We start from the raw sequence: 13,997 nt of genomic DNA, 5'->3' as shown, positions 1-13,997 counted from the left end.
CTCAGGGCACGATCGCGTCGACGTACCCGCCGTCCACCCGCACCGCCGCGCCGGTGGTCGCCGAGGCGAACGGGGAACTCAGGTACACCACCAGGTGCGCGATCTCCTCCGGCTCGATCAGCCGCTGCAGCAACGATTGCGGCCGGTGCTGCTTCATGAACTCGCGCTGGGCCTCGTCCCACGGGAGGTCCTTGTCCACCAGCTCGTAGACGAAGTCCTCGACGCCGCCGGTGTGGGTGGGGCCGGCGATGACCGCGTTGACCGTGACGCCGGTGCCGGCCGCGTGCTTGGCGAACCCGCGGGACACCCCGAGCAGCGCCGTCTTCGACACGCCGTAGTGGATCATTTCGGCCGGGATGACGATCGCGGAATCGCTGGCGATGTACTGGATCCGGCCCCAGCCGCGGTCGGTCATGCCCGGCAGGTAGGCGCGGGTCAGGCGCACCGCGGCCAGGACGTTGACCTCGAAGTAGCGCCGCCAGTCGGCGTCGGTGATGTCGAGGGGCTCCTGGGCGCCGAAGATGCCGAGGTTGTTGACCAGGATGTCGGCGTCCGGCACCTCCTCGACCACCTGGGCCGCGCCGGCCTCCTCGGAGACGTCGCCCGGGGCCGGCAGGAAGTCCGCCTCCGGCACCTCCTCCCGCAGCCGGGCGATGGCCTTGTGGACGCCGGTTTCGCTGCGGCCGTTGATCGCGACGCGCGCGCCCGCCGCGGCCAGGCCGGTCGCGATCGCCGCGCCGATGCCCTGCGTGGAACCGGTGACCAGTGCCGTCTTCCCGCTCAGGTCGACCCGCATCGTGAAAGCCCTCTCTCGCTCGCGTGCCTCCCCGGGGCCGATTCAAGCACAGCTCGGCGGAGCCCACCCGCTGGAAAACCCGGTTGCCCCGCCCACCGGGTGGCGGCCACGATCGGCGCATGACCACGCAACCCACCCCGCTCCTGCCGACCGTCGCCGTCACCACCGCGCCGGTCCAGCAGCAGCCGGGCCGTCCGCGGAGGTCGATCACCTCGGCGCCGTGAGCGCCGCGCTGCTCGCCGGCCTGGTCGCCGGCTACGGCATCGCGATCCCGGTCGGCGCCGTCGGGACGTACCTGGTGGCCCTCACGGCCCGCACGTCCCTCCGGACCGGCTTGGCCGCGGCTCTCGGCGTCGCGACGGCCGACGGGGTGTACGCACTGGTCGCCGTGCTGGGCGGCGCCGCGATCGCGGGCGTAATCGCCCCGTTCGCCGGGCCGCTGCGGCTGATCTCGGCGGTGGTCCTGATCGTCCTCGCGACGCTCGGCGCCGTCCGCGCGCTGCGGTCCCACCGCGCGCCCGCCACCCGGCCGGTGACCCCGCTCGTGCCCGGCCGCGCCTACGTCAGCCTGCTCGGCATCACCCTCGTCAATCCCGCCACGGTCGTCTACTTCAGCGCGCTGGTGGTCGGAAACCGCGCCGGCGCGGCCGTCCCGGCGCTCGACCAGGTGGTGTTCGTGCTCGCCGCGTTCGCCGCGTCGGCGAGCTGGCAGGCCGCGCTCGCCGGCGGCGGGGCCCTGCTCGGCCGGGTCCTCACCGGGCGGCGGGGCCGGCTGGTGACGGCGCTCGTGTCGAGCGCGGTGATCACCGCGCTCGCCGTCCGGCTTGTCCTCACTTGAGGCGGCAACCTGTCCCGCAAGGGTTTGTCCGGTTTCCGGGCGCACGCGGGAAGACGTCCGGCCGCCCGGCCCGCGGTTAGCGTCGAGGGGACGGACACGGGAGGCGGCCATGGCGATGCCGATGTCGGGGTGGGACACCGCGGGCGCGGTGCTCCTGGTGCTCTGGGCGCTGGCACCCGCGCCCGCCGCTGGGCGCGGATGGGCGTCTGGATGCAGGGCCTGCAAGGGCTGGAGCACCTGGTCCTGACGCTGTCGGTCGGGTTCGGCGCGCCCCGGGCGAAACGGGCAGCCGCAGCGAACTCCGGCAGCCCCCAAACCGGAGGCCTCAACAAAGCCCGGCAGCCTCCAAAACGGAAAGCCAAGGCGGAACCCAGACCCCCCGCAACCCCGATCCGAAGCCCCAACACGGCCGGCCGTAGTCACAATCGGGCATCGGGGTGGCGGAAGAACACCATCACCAGCAGTTCAGGCCAACCGCCGCATCACCGAGCCCGAGTGCTCTCCCGCAAAACCAGCTCCGCGGCAACAAGATGCCGAGCCCCGGCATCCCCACCGGCCATCCGCTCCTCGAGCAACCCAAACGTCCTCCGCCCCACCTCGATGAAGTCCTGCCGCACCGTCGTCAACGGCGGCGTGAAGTACTCCGCCTCCGGCACATCATCGAACCCGGCGACCTGCACGTCCTCCGGCACCCGGATCCCCGCCTCGGTGAACGCCCGCAACAACCCCAGCGCCATCTGGTCGTTCGCCGAAAAGACGGCCTTCAGCCCCCGCTTGCCCACCAGCGCCCGCCCGGCCTCGTACCCCGACCGCGGGCTCCAGTCACCCCGCACCACCGCGGGCACCCGCAACCCCCGCCGCTCCAGCGTCTCGCGCCAGCCGCGTTCGCGGTCCCGGGCCTCCAGCCAGTCCTCCGGTCCGGCCAGGTGCCAGACCGTCCGGTGGCCCAGGGACAGCAGGTGCTCGGTGGCGAGGCGGGCGCCGTCGTATTGGTCGACCGAGATCACCGGCACCGGGGCCGTCTCCCCGCCGCCGACCGCGACCAGGGGGATGTCCGCGGGGGCCGCCGCCAGCGCGCGCCCGGCCGTGACGTGCGGGGCGATCACCACGATCCCCTCCACCGCCTGGCGCCGCAGGCTCTCCACCGCGTCGCCGATCGACGTCCGGCCCGGTCGCGTCACGCTGCAGATCGCGACGCCGTACCCGGCCTCGCGGGCGGCGTTCTCGATGCCGTAGAGCGTGCTCGCCGGTCCGTAGAGATTGGACTCGAGCGCGACCACGCCGAGGGTGCCGGACCGGCCGGTGACCAGCGCCCGCGCGGCCGTGTTGGGCCGGTAGCCGAGCTTCTGCACGGCGGCGAGGACCCGCTCGCGGGTCTCCGGGCGCACCGGCCCGCTCTCGTTGACCACGCGCGAAACGGTCATGTGCGAGACGCCGGCCATACCGGCGACGTCGGCCAGGCTCGGCTGCCGCGGCCCCGGCAGGGGAGTCCTCGTCTGCTCCCCCGGCTTCGCCCGGTCCACCACCCTGGCCCCCTCCACGTCGTACCGTCTCACCCCCGAGACGGTACCGCCGAATCGGCGGTATCCGGACGTCCCGCGCCGGATCAGGACCAGCCGAACGCACCAGAGAGCGCTTTCGACACCGCGGTGACGCGCTGGGCGGCGCTCGCCCGGCTCGTGCCGGCCCGCTGAGCGGTCAGCACGACGACCACGAACCGGCCGTCACCGACCACTCCGCTCGTGTGCAGGAGCCGGTCCGGGTCGCAGCAGGACCAGCCCTGGTTCACCGCCCGGCCGGTGGCGGTGACCGCGGCCGCGATGCCGTAGAGCTGGTCGGAGCCGTCCGCGCTGCGGGGCGCGGCGCTGCCGAGGGCCCGCAGCACGGTCTGCCGGGTCGCGGCGGGCGCGGTGTCGAGGACGTACCGGTAAACCCGCGCGAGGTCGGCGGCGGACACGACGGTGCCGCCCCACTCGCCGGGATCTTCGGGCGGGCGGGTCGAGGTCAGGCCGATCCGGGCCGCCCAGCCGGTGACGATCGCGGGGCCGCCCAGCTTCGTCCACAGCCGCCCGGCGACCTCGTCGTCGCTGCGGGAAAGCAGCTCCGCGACCACGCCCGCCGGCTCGCCCCGCCGCAGCGCTTCGAGCGCGATGAGCAGCTTGACCAGCGACGCCGCCGGGTAGGCGGCGTCCGGCCGGTGGGAAACGAGGTCCCGGCCGGTCCGGCGGTCGTGGACGACGACGCTGAGCTCGCCGGGCACGAGGTCGGCGAGATCAGCGGCGGTGGGCACCCCTTGCCCGGCGTCCTCGGGCGGGGCCGCGGTCGCCGTCGTCGCCACGCTCGTCGTCAGAGCCGGTGGCGCGGTGAGCCGCGCCTGCGTGGGGTCCGGCGGCCGCATCGCGGCGGCCGCCGTCAGCATCGCCACCACCGCGGCGGCGGCTGTCCCGGCGAGCAGCGTCGCGTTCCGTCGGTGCATACCAGCTCTTGTCCGCCGGAGCTCGAACCGTTCCCGGATGTGGCGTGCGTCTCAGTCGGACGGGTGAGCGGGGACGCGGGCGGCGGACCGCGACAACCAGTACCGTGACCAGAATCGTCGAACGGCTGGACCGGCCCGACCTCGCCACGCGGGATCCGAAGGAGATCTTCGCGCGGCTCTTCGACGAGTACGCCCCTCCCCTGCGCGGCTACCTCGCGGGCCGGGTGGGCGTGCACGCCGCCGACGACCTCGTGGCGGAGACCTTCGTCGTCGCGCTGCGAAGACGGGCGAGCTACGACCCGGAGAAGGCGCCGATCCGCGGCTGGCTCTACGGCATCGCCACCAACCTGCTGCGCAACCACGTGCGCCAGGAGGTCCGCGGGCTCCAGCTGACCGCGAAGGCGGGTGCCGGGGACCGCCCGGCCGAGAACCACGACGCCGCGGTCGCCGGCCGCGTCGACGCGGCCGGCGCGGCTGCGAGTGCTGGCCGCCGAGCTCGCCGAACTGTCCGAACAGGACCGCGACGTCCTGCTGCTCACGTCCTGGGCCGGTCTCGAACCGGCCGAAGTCGCCGAGGCGCTCGGGGTGCCCGCCAGCACGGTGCGCTCGCGCCTGCACCGCGTGCGCCACCGGCTCCAGGCCCTGCTCGCCCCCACCGAGGAGAACCAGTCATGAACGAGCTCGACGAGACCCTCGAGCTGCTCCACCGCGAAGCCCGCACCGCGCCGGCCGACCTGTCCGCGGCCCGGGCCCGGCTGCTGGCCGAGCTGGACGCCGGCACCGTCCTCCCCCTGCGCCCGAAGCGGGTGCGCCGGTTCGCGCTGCCGGTTGCGGCCGCCGTGGCGGGCGTGGTGGCGGTGACGGTCGTGGTCGCCCAGCAGCGCCCGACGGCTCCGGCGCCCGCTCCGGCCGCCGCGCCGCCGGCCGGCTCGGCCCCGGTGACGACCGGGTCCGTCCCGACGGCGACCGCCCCGGACGTCCGGCTGATGTCGGCGGTCCAGGTCCTGACCCGGGCGGCGGACCTGACCGTCGGCGCCGCCGACCAGCCCGTCGGGCCCGGGCAGTTCCGGTACGTCGCCGAGCACACCTGGGTGCAGCGCGGCGTCCAGACGGGCGACCGCACCGGCTACACCTACCTGTGGGAGCAGGAGGTCGACCGCTGGATCCCGGCGGACGAGCGCGACGTCTGGCAGGAGACCCGCAGGATCCTGGGCACCGGGAAGTTCCTCGGCGGTTCGGTGCCGCAGGCGCAGGCCCCGGAGCCGGAGATCACGGCCACCGACCAGGGGCAGTGGCAGGGCCCCTGCGGCGACTTCTTCCCGAAGGCCAAGCCGCCGAAGAAGTGCGGCGACGCGAGCGACTGGGACAGCCCGGCGTTCTACGCCGCCTTGCCGCACGACCCGGCGGCGCTCTACGCGAAGCTGCAGCAGCTGACGAAGGGACGCGGCTCGACGCCGTCGGTGATGTTCCACTTCGGCATCGAGATCCTCCGCGCCGGGCAGATGCCGGCGCAGCTGCGGGCGCAGTGGTATCGGGCGCTGGCGAAGATCCCGGGCATCACGGTCCTGGCCGCCTCCGCCAACCTGGACGGCCGCACCGGCGTCGCGCTGGGTCTGGACGACCGGCACGAGATCCGGCAGCTGATCATCGATCCGGCGACCGGCGGGTTCATCGGCGAGCGCACGGTCGCCGGGGCGGAGCCCGAGCAGCCGTGGCTCAAGCCGGGCACGGAGCTTGGGGCCAGCGCGATCACGACCGCGGTGGTCGGCAGGCTCGGCGAGATCCCCCCGAAGTAGCACCCGGCTTCAAGCGGTAGGCGAGCGCGCTTTGTCCTCAGTCTGCTGACAGGCGTACGCAGCACGAGCCCGGTTGCGGGTCCAGCCGGGCCCGTAAGCCGGTCTCGCCCGCTCCCGCCAGCATGCCCTCGACCAGGCCCAGGTTCATCTCGCACACCAGCCTCGTGTGCGCCTCGGCGAGCCGGTGGAACGGGCAGTTCGCGAGCGACACCTCGCCGTCCCCGGAACGCGGCTCGAAGCCGTTTTCCTCCAGCGTGCTCAGGATGTCCTGCCCGTCGGCGGCCAGCTCCGCCCCGCGCTCGCGGGCCCGGCGCGCCAGGATCTCCCGCGGTGACCCGCCGGTTTCGTCGGCCTCCTCGACCGCCGCCGCCAGCAGCCCGCCGGCCAGCTCGTACTGGCGCTCCGGCAGGGAAATGCTCACCTGCCGGTCCGACCGCCGGTACAGCTTCGCCGGGCGGCCCGCTCCCGGGCCGCTGCGGCCGGTCCGGCGCTCGTGGCCGACGGCCAGCAACTGCTCCTCCACCAGGCGGTCGAGGTGGAACGCGACCGTCGCCCGGGGGACGCCGAGAGCCGCGGCGACGTCGTCGCGGCTGACCGGCTCCGGGCGGCGGACCACGTACTCGTACAACCGGCGCCGGGTCGGCTCGTCGAGGGCGGCGACCGCGGCCAGCGCCTGGGTTTCCTGCATCACCGCATTCTAAAACAAACTCCTGTTGACGAAAAACCCGGGGAGCTTCTAACGTCGGTCTGACTTGATTTTAGAAGGAGGCACTCCCCGTGACCGTCGAACCCGTCAGCGCACCGGTTCCCCTGCGGCACCTCGGCGTCGTCCACGACCGGGACACCGTCGACCTGCACGCCGCCGAACGCGCGGTCGCCGACCTGCTGCGCGCCCTCGGGAAGGACCCGTCGTCGGAGCACCTCGGCGACACGCCGCGGCGGGTGGCCCACGCCTACGCGGAAATGCTGCAGCCGCGTGACTTCCAGCTGACGACCTTCCCCAACGACGAGGGCTACGACGAGCTCGTGCTGGCGAAGAGCATCCCGGTGCAGTCGCTGTGCGAGCACCACCTGCTGCCCTTCCGCGGCGTCGCGCACGTCGGCTACCTGCCCGGCGAGCGGATCCTCGGGCTGTCCAAGCTCGCCCGCGTGGTCGAGATGTTCGCGCGCGACCTGCAGGTGCAGGAGCGGCTGACCAAGCAGGTCGCGGACTGGCTCCAGGAGCACCTGGCCCCCAAGGGCGTCGGCGTCGTGATCGAGGCCGAGCACCTGTGCATGTCCCTGCGCGGGGTGCGGGCCTCCGGCGCGCTGACGGTGACGTCGTCGCTCCACGGCCTGCTGCGGGAGGAACCCAAGACGCGGCAGGAGTTCTTCGCCCTCTCCGGGGTGAGCGCCTGATGGACACCTTCGTCATCGCCGGCGCCGGGCTGACCGGCGCGAAGGCCGCGGAAACGCTGCGCGCCGAAGGGTTCGACGGGCGCGTGGTCGTCGTCGGCGCCGAACCGGACCTGCCCTACGAGCGGCCGCCGCTGTCGAAGGGCTACCTGCTCGGCCAGGACGACCGCGCGTCGGTGTTCGTCCACGACGAGAAGTGGTACGTCGACCACGGCATCGAGGTACTGACCGGCCGGCGGGTCACCGCGCTGGACCGCGCGGCGCACGAGGTGGAACTGGCCGGCGGCGAACGCCTCGGGTACAGGAAACTGCTGCTGGCGACCGGGGCGTCGCCGCGGCGGCTGCGGGTGCCCGGCAACGACCTCGACGGCGTCCACTACCTGCGCCGGCTCGGGCACGCCGACCGGCTGCGCGACGCGCTGGCCGCCGGCGGCCGGGTCGTCGTGGCCGGGGCGGGCTGGGTCGGGCTGGAGACGGCCGCGGCCGCGCGCCACCACGGCTGCCCGGTGACGATCGTCGAGCCCGGACCGGCCCCGCTGCACGCCACGCTCGGGCCGGAGCTGGGCGAGTACTTCGCCGACCTGCACCGCCGCCACGGCGTCGAGCTGCGGTTCGGCACCGGCGTGACGGGCTTCGCGGGCGACTCCGCGGTCTCCGCGGTGCTGACCGACGACGGCGAGATCCCGGCCGACGTGGTCGTCGTCGGCATCGGCGCCCGGCCCGAGACGCAGCTGGCCGCCGACGCGGGCCTGGCCGTCGACGACGGCGTCCTCGTCGACGCGGGCCTGCGCACCGAAGACCCGGACGTGTTCGCGGCGGGAGACGTCGCGAGCGTGTGGCAGGAGCGCTACGGCCGCCGGATCCGCGTGGAGCACTGGGCCGCGGCGACGAACGGCGGCCCGGCGGCGGCACAGGCGATGCTCGGCCGCGAGGTGGTCCACGACGACCTGCCGTACTTCTTCTCGGACCAGTACGACGCCGGGATGGAGTTCACCGGCTGGTTCCCGCCCGGTGGCTACGACCGCGTCGTCACCCGCGGCGACGCCGAGGCGTTCCACGCCTTCTGGCTGACCGGCGGCCGGGTGGTCGCGGGCCTGCACGTGAACAAGTGGGACGAGGGCCTCGACGCGGTGCGCGAGCTGATCCTCAGTGGCCGGACCGTGGACCCGGACCGGCTGGCCGACCCGGAGCAGCCGCTGACGGAATAGCGCCGCCGGTGCCCGCCCTCCCGCGGCTCGTGAGTGGGAAACAGTGTTCTAACCCAATGCCACTTAGCTTGTGTTGATCATGCGGCGGTGGTGAGGGTGATGGTGGCGGGTCCGTTGTGGTGGGTGCCGGTGTCGGTGGGTTTCTTAATCCGGTATGCGGTGTGGCGGGCTCGTTTGACCACGCGTGGGTAGGTTCTGTGCCGGCGTTGCGGGTTGAGGTGACGGCGGGTGGTGATGGCGGTGGTGAGTGTTCTGGTCTGCTGGTTAGGGGGAAAAGGCCGCCGGGCCGGAGGTGGTCTGGCGGCGAACGAGGCGGACGGTGCGCAGGAATTTGACCCGGTCGGGGTCGATGTCGGCTTCGGTGGCGGCTCGGCAGATCAGTGTGCTGATGGCGTAGTGGGTGAGCAGGTAGCCGTAGATTTCCTGGCGGATCATGTCCGGGCTTTTCGATCGCAGGACCCGGCCGGGGCCGCGGAGGTGGGTTTTGAGCTGGTCGTTGCCGGTCTCGTGCTCCCAGCGCTGGTGGTAGGCCTGGGCGAGTATCTCGGCCGGGGCGTCGGCGGGATCGCCGATGGTGGTGATCACGCGGATCACCTCGTCCGGGTCGGGTCCGCGGTCGGGCACGGTGTACTCGATCACGCGCACCACGGTCGCCTCGGCGGGGTCGAGGTCACCGCCGTCGCGGGCGGTCTGCAGGATCTCGGCGCGGCGGGTGGTGCTGCGCACGGTCTTGTTGATCAGTACCGACAGGTAGGATCCGTCGTCCAGATCCATCAGCTTCGGGGTCTTCACCGTGGCGGGCAGCCGCCAGAGCAGGGCCGCGCCGGTGGCGGCCGCCTTGCTCCAGTCCTGGTAGCTGTAGAAACCGGAATCGGCGATCAGCAGCCAGTCCTCGGCCAGTGCGGGCCAGAGCCGGCGGGCCAGGGTCTGTTCGCCCTGGCGCTTCCCGCCGGTCCCGCGCCCGCCGATCCGGGTGGCCACGACTGCGTGGGAGGCGCACTCGGCGATGGTCAGTACCCGAACCTTTGCAAACGCGGATGCTTTCTCGCCGGTGCCGCCGGAATACCCGAACTCGGCGACGTTGGCGTCGGTGTCGGGGGCGTCCCACTCGAATCCGTCGATGCTCATCAGCCGCCATGGCCCCAGAAACGCGCCCTGGGTCAGCTCATCGGCTACCGGGACCGCGACCGTGTCGAACACCTCCGCCAGCGGCTCGGCGCCCAGCCGCTGGCGGGCCTGGGTGATCCCGCCTGTGGTGGGAATGTCCCAGCCCGGATCCCAGCATCCCCACGAGGCCAGCGTGCCGGCGAGGCGGGTCATGACCTCTTCGTAATCGTCGTCGGCGAACAACGACAGCGCCATCGCGTAGTACACCATCACGTGCGGGGGCAGTTTCCCGCCGGAGCGCTTCGCGCCCCGGCGGGTCACCGCGATCGCAGTGTCCACCGCGTCCCGTGGCACCGCCGTGGCCAGCACCCCCACCGACATCGAGTCCGCCCACCCGCCACCAATCCCGCTCACGGCAGCGACACTAACCAGCCAACCGACACCGCCAGAAGCACCACACCGACCAGCACAACATCAACTTAAGCTAAGCGGCATTGGGTTCTAACCCGCCTTACCACTCACGAGGGGGTGTACAGGGCGCCGAGGAATTCGAGTAGCAACCGCTCCCGCAACGGTGCCGGTGCCGTGGCGAGGAGCGCGTTGATCGGGGCCATCCGCTCCGGGAGGCCCGCGCCGGAGCCCAAACCGGCCGCGGCGAGTAGGCCCGCGAACTGCTCCGAGGTCAGCGTCGCCGGGTCGAGGGCCGCGACGAACTCCGCCACGGCCGGGTCGACGACCACCGGGCCGGAAGCGCGGGCCGCGTCGACCGAAGCCGCGAGGTCGGCCAGGAACTCCTTCTCGCTGCCGTGGTTGGCCGCCGTCACCGTCAGGTGGAGGTTGACCGGGGACGACTCAAAAGCGAACTGCGGCTGGACGTACCAGCCGCGCGTCTTCATCTCGTCGGCTACCGTGAACAGGTCGAAACCGTCGTCGCCGGTGAACGCGATCAACGTCGACACCGGATCGCCCAGCACCCGCAGGCCGGGCAGCTCCTCGATGCCGGAACGGATGCGGGACACGGCCTCGCGCGCGGCGGCGGCCAGCTTCAGGTAGCCCTCGGAACCCAGGTGGTTCACCACCGCCCACGCCGCGGCGAGGGGCCCGCCGGAGCGGGTGCTCTGGATCGTCGTGTTCAGCATCGTGTAGCCCGGCCAGGCCGCGCTCGCGAAGTGGTGCGTGCGCCGCAGCTCCGCCGAGGCGTGCAGCAGCACCGACGTCCCCTTCGGGCAGTACGCGTACTTGTGCAGGTCCACCGAGATGCTCGTGACGCCGGGGACGCGGAAGTCGAACGGCGGGACGTCCGCGCCGAGCTGCGCGAAGTACGGCAGCACCCAGCCGCCGATGCAGGCGTCGACGTGCATCCGGACGCCGCGCTCGAGAGCCGCAGCCGCGATCGAAGCGATCGGGTCGAGCACGCCGTGGGCGTACGAGGGCGCGCTCGCCACGACCAGGACCGTCGAGTCGTCGATCGCCGCGGCCATCGCCTCGGGGTCGGCGCGGAAGGTCACCGGGTCGACCGGCACGTCGATCCGCCGCAGCCCGAACAGGTGCGCCGCCTTGTGGAACGCCGCGTGCGCGGTCGTCGGGAGCACCAGGGACGGCGACGCGATCGAGGGGTTCGCGTCGCGCGCGGCGAGCACCGCCAGCAGACACGACTCCGTGCCGCCGGACGTCACCGAGCCGACCACGCCGGGCACCGAACCGAGCAGCGCGGAGGCCGCGGAGACGAGGTCGTTCTCCATGCGCAGCAGGCTGGGGAACGCCGTCGGGTCGAGGCCGTTGGCCGACGACGCCAGCGCGTGCGCCGCCGCCCCCAGGGAGTCCACTTCGGACAGGCCGCTGTCGTAGACGTAGGCCAGGGTCCGGCCGCCGTGCGTCGGCAGATCGCCCGCCCGCAGCTCCCGCAGCGCCGCCAGGACGTCCTCAGGCGGGTTCATGGCGCGGCTCCAGCACCTTGCGCCGCAGCAGCGGCAGGGCCAGCGCGATCAGCACGCCGGGGATGATCGACGACCCGACCAGGATCGCCACGATCGCGCTGTGCGGCTGGAAGGCCGTCGCGTCGGTGCTCGAGACGTACCCGCCGAACGCGAGGATCAGCGCCCAGAGCCCGCCGCCGAAGGCCAGCCCCAGGGTCTCCCCCGCGGTCCACACCCCCGCCGCGATCCCGGCGCGGGTCTCGCCGGTGCGCTCCTCCTCGGCGGTGATCAGGTCGGGCAGGATCGCCAGCGGGAACACCGAAATCCCGGCGTAGCCGACACCGCACAGCGCCACGAAGACGAACGAGACGACCAGCGGGATCGACTGGGCGAACACGAGCCCCAGCAGCCCGATCGCGAACGCCGCCGTCGCCAGGCGGAAGCCGTTGAGCTTGCCGACCCGGTCGCCCAGCCGCGGCCACAGCGGCATGGTGATCAGCGCCGGGCCGACGAAGATGACGAACAGGACGGTGCCGTAGGCGTCGTCGCCGAGGATGCGCTGGGCGAAGAACGGGATCGCGGCGAGCACCGTGCCGATGCCGAGTGCCTGGATGAAGTACGTGCCGAGCAGCCAGCGGAACGGCCGCCAGCCGGCCAGCGTGCGGACGAGTTCCTTCAGGTTCACCGTGTTCGGCCGCAGCGAGCCGACCGGCGCGTCCTTGAGCCCGAAGTAGACCAGCAGCGTCGCGGCCAGCACGATCAGCCCGATCACCACGGCCATGATCCGGTAGCCGGCGACCCCCTCGATCCCGGCGGTGATGGCCGGGGCGCCGCCGCCGCAGACCAGGATCGTCACGGCGAGCACGCCGATGCGGACGCTGGTGAGCTTCGTGCGCTCGGTCGCCGACTCGGTCAGCTCGGCGGGCAGCGCGTTGAACGGCACCTGGAACAGCGCGTACGCCGTGGCGCAGGCGGCGAACGTGATCGCCACGTACAGCGCGTCCGGCAGCGGGCCGCCGAACCCGGGGTGGGCGAACATCGCGGCGAACAGGATCGCCACGCCGATGCCGCCGATCAGCAGGAACCGGCGGCGGCTGCCGGTCTTGATCAGGTCGGCGTCGGACAGCCGGCCCGCGATCGGGTTGAACAGCACGTCCCAGGCCTTGGGCACGAACACGATCGCCGCCGCCCAGCCCGCGGGCACGGCCATCGTGTCGGTCAGGTACTTCACCAGCACCAGGCCGGGGACCGTGCCGAAGGACCCGGTGACGAACGAGCCGAGCGAATAGCGGAACCTCGTCCGGCCGGACAGCGTCGCCATGGTCCTCCTCGAAGGCGTACCGGGTGCCCGCATGAGTATTCGATCTCGGCGGACACCCGGTAGGGGTCGAGGGGAATCGTGCCATCGTCGTGACCTGGCGCACGGAGCGACCCGCCGGTCAGCCCAGTGCGCGGGCGATCTTCTCCAGCGTCGCGGCGTCCCCGCGCAGGAGCAGCTGCGTGACCACGGTGTCCTCCCAGGCCTTCAGCTCGTCGCGGATCTTCTCCGCCGGCCCGATCAGCGAGGTGTCCTCCACCAGCGACGTCGGGATCGCCGCGGCCGCCTCCTCCTTGCGGCCGGCGAGGAAGAGCTCCTGGACGCGGTCGGCGACGTCGCCGTAGCCGAGCCGCGCGTACACGTCGTGGTGGAAGTTGACGCTTTTCGCGCCCATCCCGCCGATGTACAACGCCAGCGACGGCTTGATCCAGCTCGCCGCCTCCTCGACGTCGTCGTGCACGATCACCGGCAGCGAGCACGGGACCTCGAACGTGTCGAAGGTGTGCCGCGCGCCCGGCCGCGAGAAGCCCTCTTCGAGGGCGGCCTTGTAGAAGTCGTTGCTCTTGGGCGAGAAGAACAGCGGCAGCCAGCCGTCGGCGATCTCCGCCGCGAGGGCGACGTTCTTGGGGCCTTCGGCCGCCAGGTGGATGGGGATGTCCTTGCGCAGCGGGTGCACCGTCGGCTTAAGCGGCTTGCCGAGCCCGGCGCCGCCCTTGTAGGGCAGCTGGAAGTGCTCGCCGTCCAGGGTCACCGGCGCCTCGCGGGCGATCACCTGCCGGACGATGTCGATGTACTCGCGCGTCCGGGCCAGTGGCTTCGGGTACGGCTGGCCGTACCAGCCCTCGACGACCTGCGGGCCGGACGCGCCGAGCCCGAGCACCATCCGGCCGCCGGAGAGGTGGTCGAGGGTCAGCGCGCTCATCGCCGTCGCCGTCGGGGTCCGGGCGGCCATCTGGACGATGTTCGTGCCGAGCCGGATCCGGCTGGTCGAAGCGCCGTACCAGGCCAGCGGCGTGAACGCGTCCGAGCCGTACGCCTCCGCCGTCCACACCGAGTCGAAGCCGAGCTCCTCGGCCTTGAGGACGGCTTCCAGCGCACCCGGGGTCGGGCCGCTCTGCCAGTACCCGACGTGGAATCCCAGCTTCAC

General features: G+C 72.7%; 12 protein-coding genes and 1 pseudogene. 5 read left to right on the top strand and 8 right to left on the bottom strand.

The genetic code is table 11. The features are described 5' to 3' along the window. Position 1: 1 nt before the first annotated feature. Entirely contained in the window at positions 2-796 is a 795-nt protein-coding gene (locus ACFPLC_RS35430) for an SDR family NAD(P)-dependent oxidoreductase (protein ID WP_378204212.1), read from the bottom strand. A 220-nt stretch (positions 797-1,016) separates the two neighbouring features. Between ACFPLC_RS35430 and ACFPLC_RS35425 the strand changes: the two genes are divergently transcribed. Both ACFPLC_RS35425 and ACFPLC_RS35420 read left to right on the top strand, forming a co-directional pair. Continuing rightward, entirely contained in the window at positions 1,017-1,634 is a 618-nt protein-coding gene (locus tag ACFPLC_RS35425; protein WP_378204209.1) for a LysE/ArgO family amino acid transporter, read from the top strand. 129 nt (positions 1,635-1,763) lie between these two features. Beyond that, positions 1,764-1,901, top strand: a pseudogene (locus ACFPLC_RS35420) (DUF6008 family protein); the annotation flags it as partial. A gap of 215 nt (positions 1,902-2,116) precedes the next feature. Here the strand turns inward: ACFPLC_RS35420 and ACFPLC_RS35415 are convergent. Further along, the gene (locus ACFPLC_RS35415) at positions 2,117-3,160 is read right to left on the bottom strand and encodes a LacI family DNA-binding transcriptional regulator (protein WP_378204343.1); all 1,044 of its coding nucleotides are present in this window, start codon (positions 3,158-3,160) and stop codon (positions 2,117-2,119) included. Between the two features lie 80 nt (positions 3,161-3,240). Continuing rightward, the gene (locus tag ACFPLC_RS35410; RefSeq protein WP_378204206.1) at positions 3,241-4,110 is read right to left on the bottom strand and encodes a serine hydrolase; all 870 of its coding nucleotides are present in this window, start codon (positions 4,108-4,110) and stop codon (positions 3,241-3,243) included. A gap of 104 nt (positions 4,111-4,214) precedes the next feature. Here ACFPLC_RS35410 and ACFPLC_RS35395 point away from each other — a divergent pair, with 104 nt between their 5' ends. After that, the gene (locus tag ACFPLC_RS35395) at positions 4,215-5,906 is read left to right on the top strand and encodes a CU044_5270 family protein (RefSeq protein ID WP_465251640.1); all 1,692 of its coding nucleotides are present in this window, start codon (positions 4,215-4,217) and stop codon (positions 5,904-5,906) included. 37 nt (positions 5,907-5,943) lie between these two features. On the opposite strand, the gene ACFPLC_RS35390 is transcribed toward ACFPLC_RS35395, so the two are convergent. Further along, a complete protein-coding gene (locus tag ACFPLC_RS35390; protein ID WP_378204200.1) occupies positions 5,944-6,594 on the bottom strand; it encodes a helix-turn-helix transcriptional regulator in 651 nt (216 codons plus the stop codon). An 89-nt stretch (positions 6,595-6,683) separates the two neighbouring features. On the opposite strand from ACFPLC_RS35390, the gene folE reads away from it, so the two are divergent. Both folE and ACFPLC_RS35380 read left to right on the top strand, forming a co-directional pair. Then, complete coding sequence (gene folE, locus ACFPLC_RS35385) at positions 6,684-7,304, top strand: GTP cyclohydrolase I FolE (RefSeq protein ID WP_191309270.1); 621 nt, start codon at positions 6,684-6,686, stop codon at positions 7,302-7,304. After that, the gene (locus tag ACFPLC_RS35380; protein WP_378204197.1) at positions 7,304-8,509 is read left to right on the top strand and encodes an NAD(P)/FAD-dependent oxidoreductase; all 1,206 of its coding nucleotides are present in this window, start codon (positions 7,304-7,306) and stop codon (positions 8,507-8,509) included. Before folE ends, ACFPLC_RS35380 begins: the two co-directional genes overlap by 1 nt. Before the next feature lie 264 nt (positions 8,510-8,773). Here the strand turns inward: ACFPLC_RS35380 and ACFPLC_RS35375 are convergent, their stop codons facing one another. From ACFPLC_RS35375 to ACFPLC_RS35360, 4 genes are all read right to left on the bottom strand, one after another. Beyond that, entirely contained in the window at positions 8,774-10,030 is a 1,257-nt protein-coding gene (locus ACFPLC_RS35375; RefSeq protein WP_378235794.1) for an IS4 family transposase, read from the bottom strand. 104 nt (positions 10,031-10,134) lie between these two features. Continuing rightward, on the bottom strand, positions 10,135-11,553 hold the full coding sequence (locus ACFPLC_RS35370; RefSeq protein WP_378204980.1) for a pyridoxal phosphate-dependent decarboxylase family protein: 1,419 nt from the start codon (positions 11,551-11,553) through the stop codon (positions 10,135-10,137). Next, positions 11,540-12,853, bottom strand: a complete 1,314-nt coding sequence (locus tag ACFPLC_RS35365; protein ID WP_378204977.1) for an MFS transporter — start codon at positions 12,851-12,853, stop codon at positions 11,540-11,542. Before ACFPLC_RS35365 ends, ACFPLC_RS35370 begins: the two co-directional genes overlap by 14 nt. A 118-nt stretch (positions 12,854-12,971) precedes the next feature. Beyond that, complete coding sequence (locus ACFPLC_RS35360; protein ID WP_378204974.1) at positions 12,972-13,997, bottom strand: LLM class F420-dependent oxidoreductase; 1,026 nt, start codon at positions 13,995-13,997, stop codon at positions 12,972-12,974.

Origin of the sequence: Amycolatopsis plumensis, assembly GCF_042652605.1 — a bacterium.
Lineage (GTDB): Bacteria > Actinomycetota > Actinomycetes > Mycobacteriales > Pseudonocardiaceae > Amycolatopsis > Amycolatopsis plumensis.
Note: the sequence above shows the minus strand (reverse complement) of the source record. Positions and strands in the feature narration are given on the sequence as shown.

Coding starts and splice junctions, on each gene's coding strand:
- ACFPLC_RS35430 (WP_378204212.1), bottom strand. CDS start 796: ATGCGGGTCGACCTGAGCGGGAAGACGGCACTGGTCACCGGTTCCACG.
- ACFPLC_RS35410 (WP_378204206.1), bottom strand. CDS start 4,110: ATGCACCGACGGAACGCGACGCTGCTCGCCGGGACAGCCGCCGCCGCG.
- ACFPLC_RS35390 (WP_378204200.1), bottom strand. CDS start 6,594: ATGCAGGAAACCCAGGCGCTGGCCGCGGTCGCCGCCCTCGACGAGCCG.
- ACFPLC_RS35380 (WP_378204197.1), top strand. CDS start 7,304: ATGGACACCTTCGTCATCGCCGGCGCCGGGCTGACCGGCGCGAAGGCC.
- ACFPLC_RS35370 (WP_378204980.1), bottom strand. CDS start 11,553: ATGAACCCGCCTGAGGACGTCCTGGCGGCGCTGCGGGAGCTGCGGGCG.
- ACFPLC_RS35365 (WP_378204977.1), bottom strand. CDS start 12,853: ATGGCGACGCTGTCCGGCCGGACGAGGTTCCGCTATTCGCTCGGCTCG.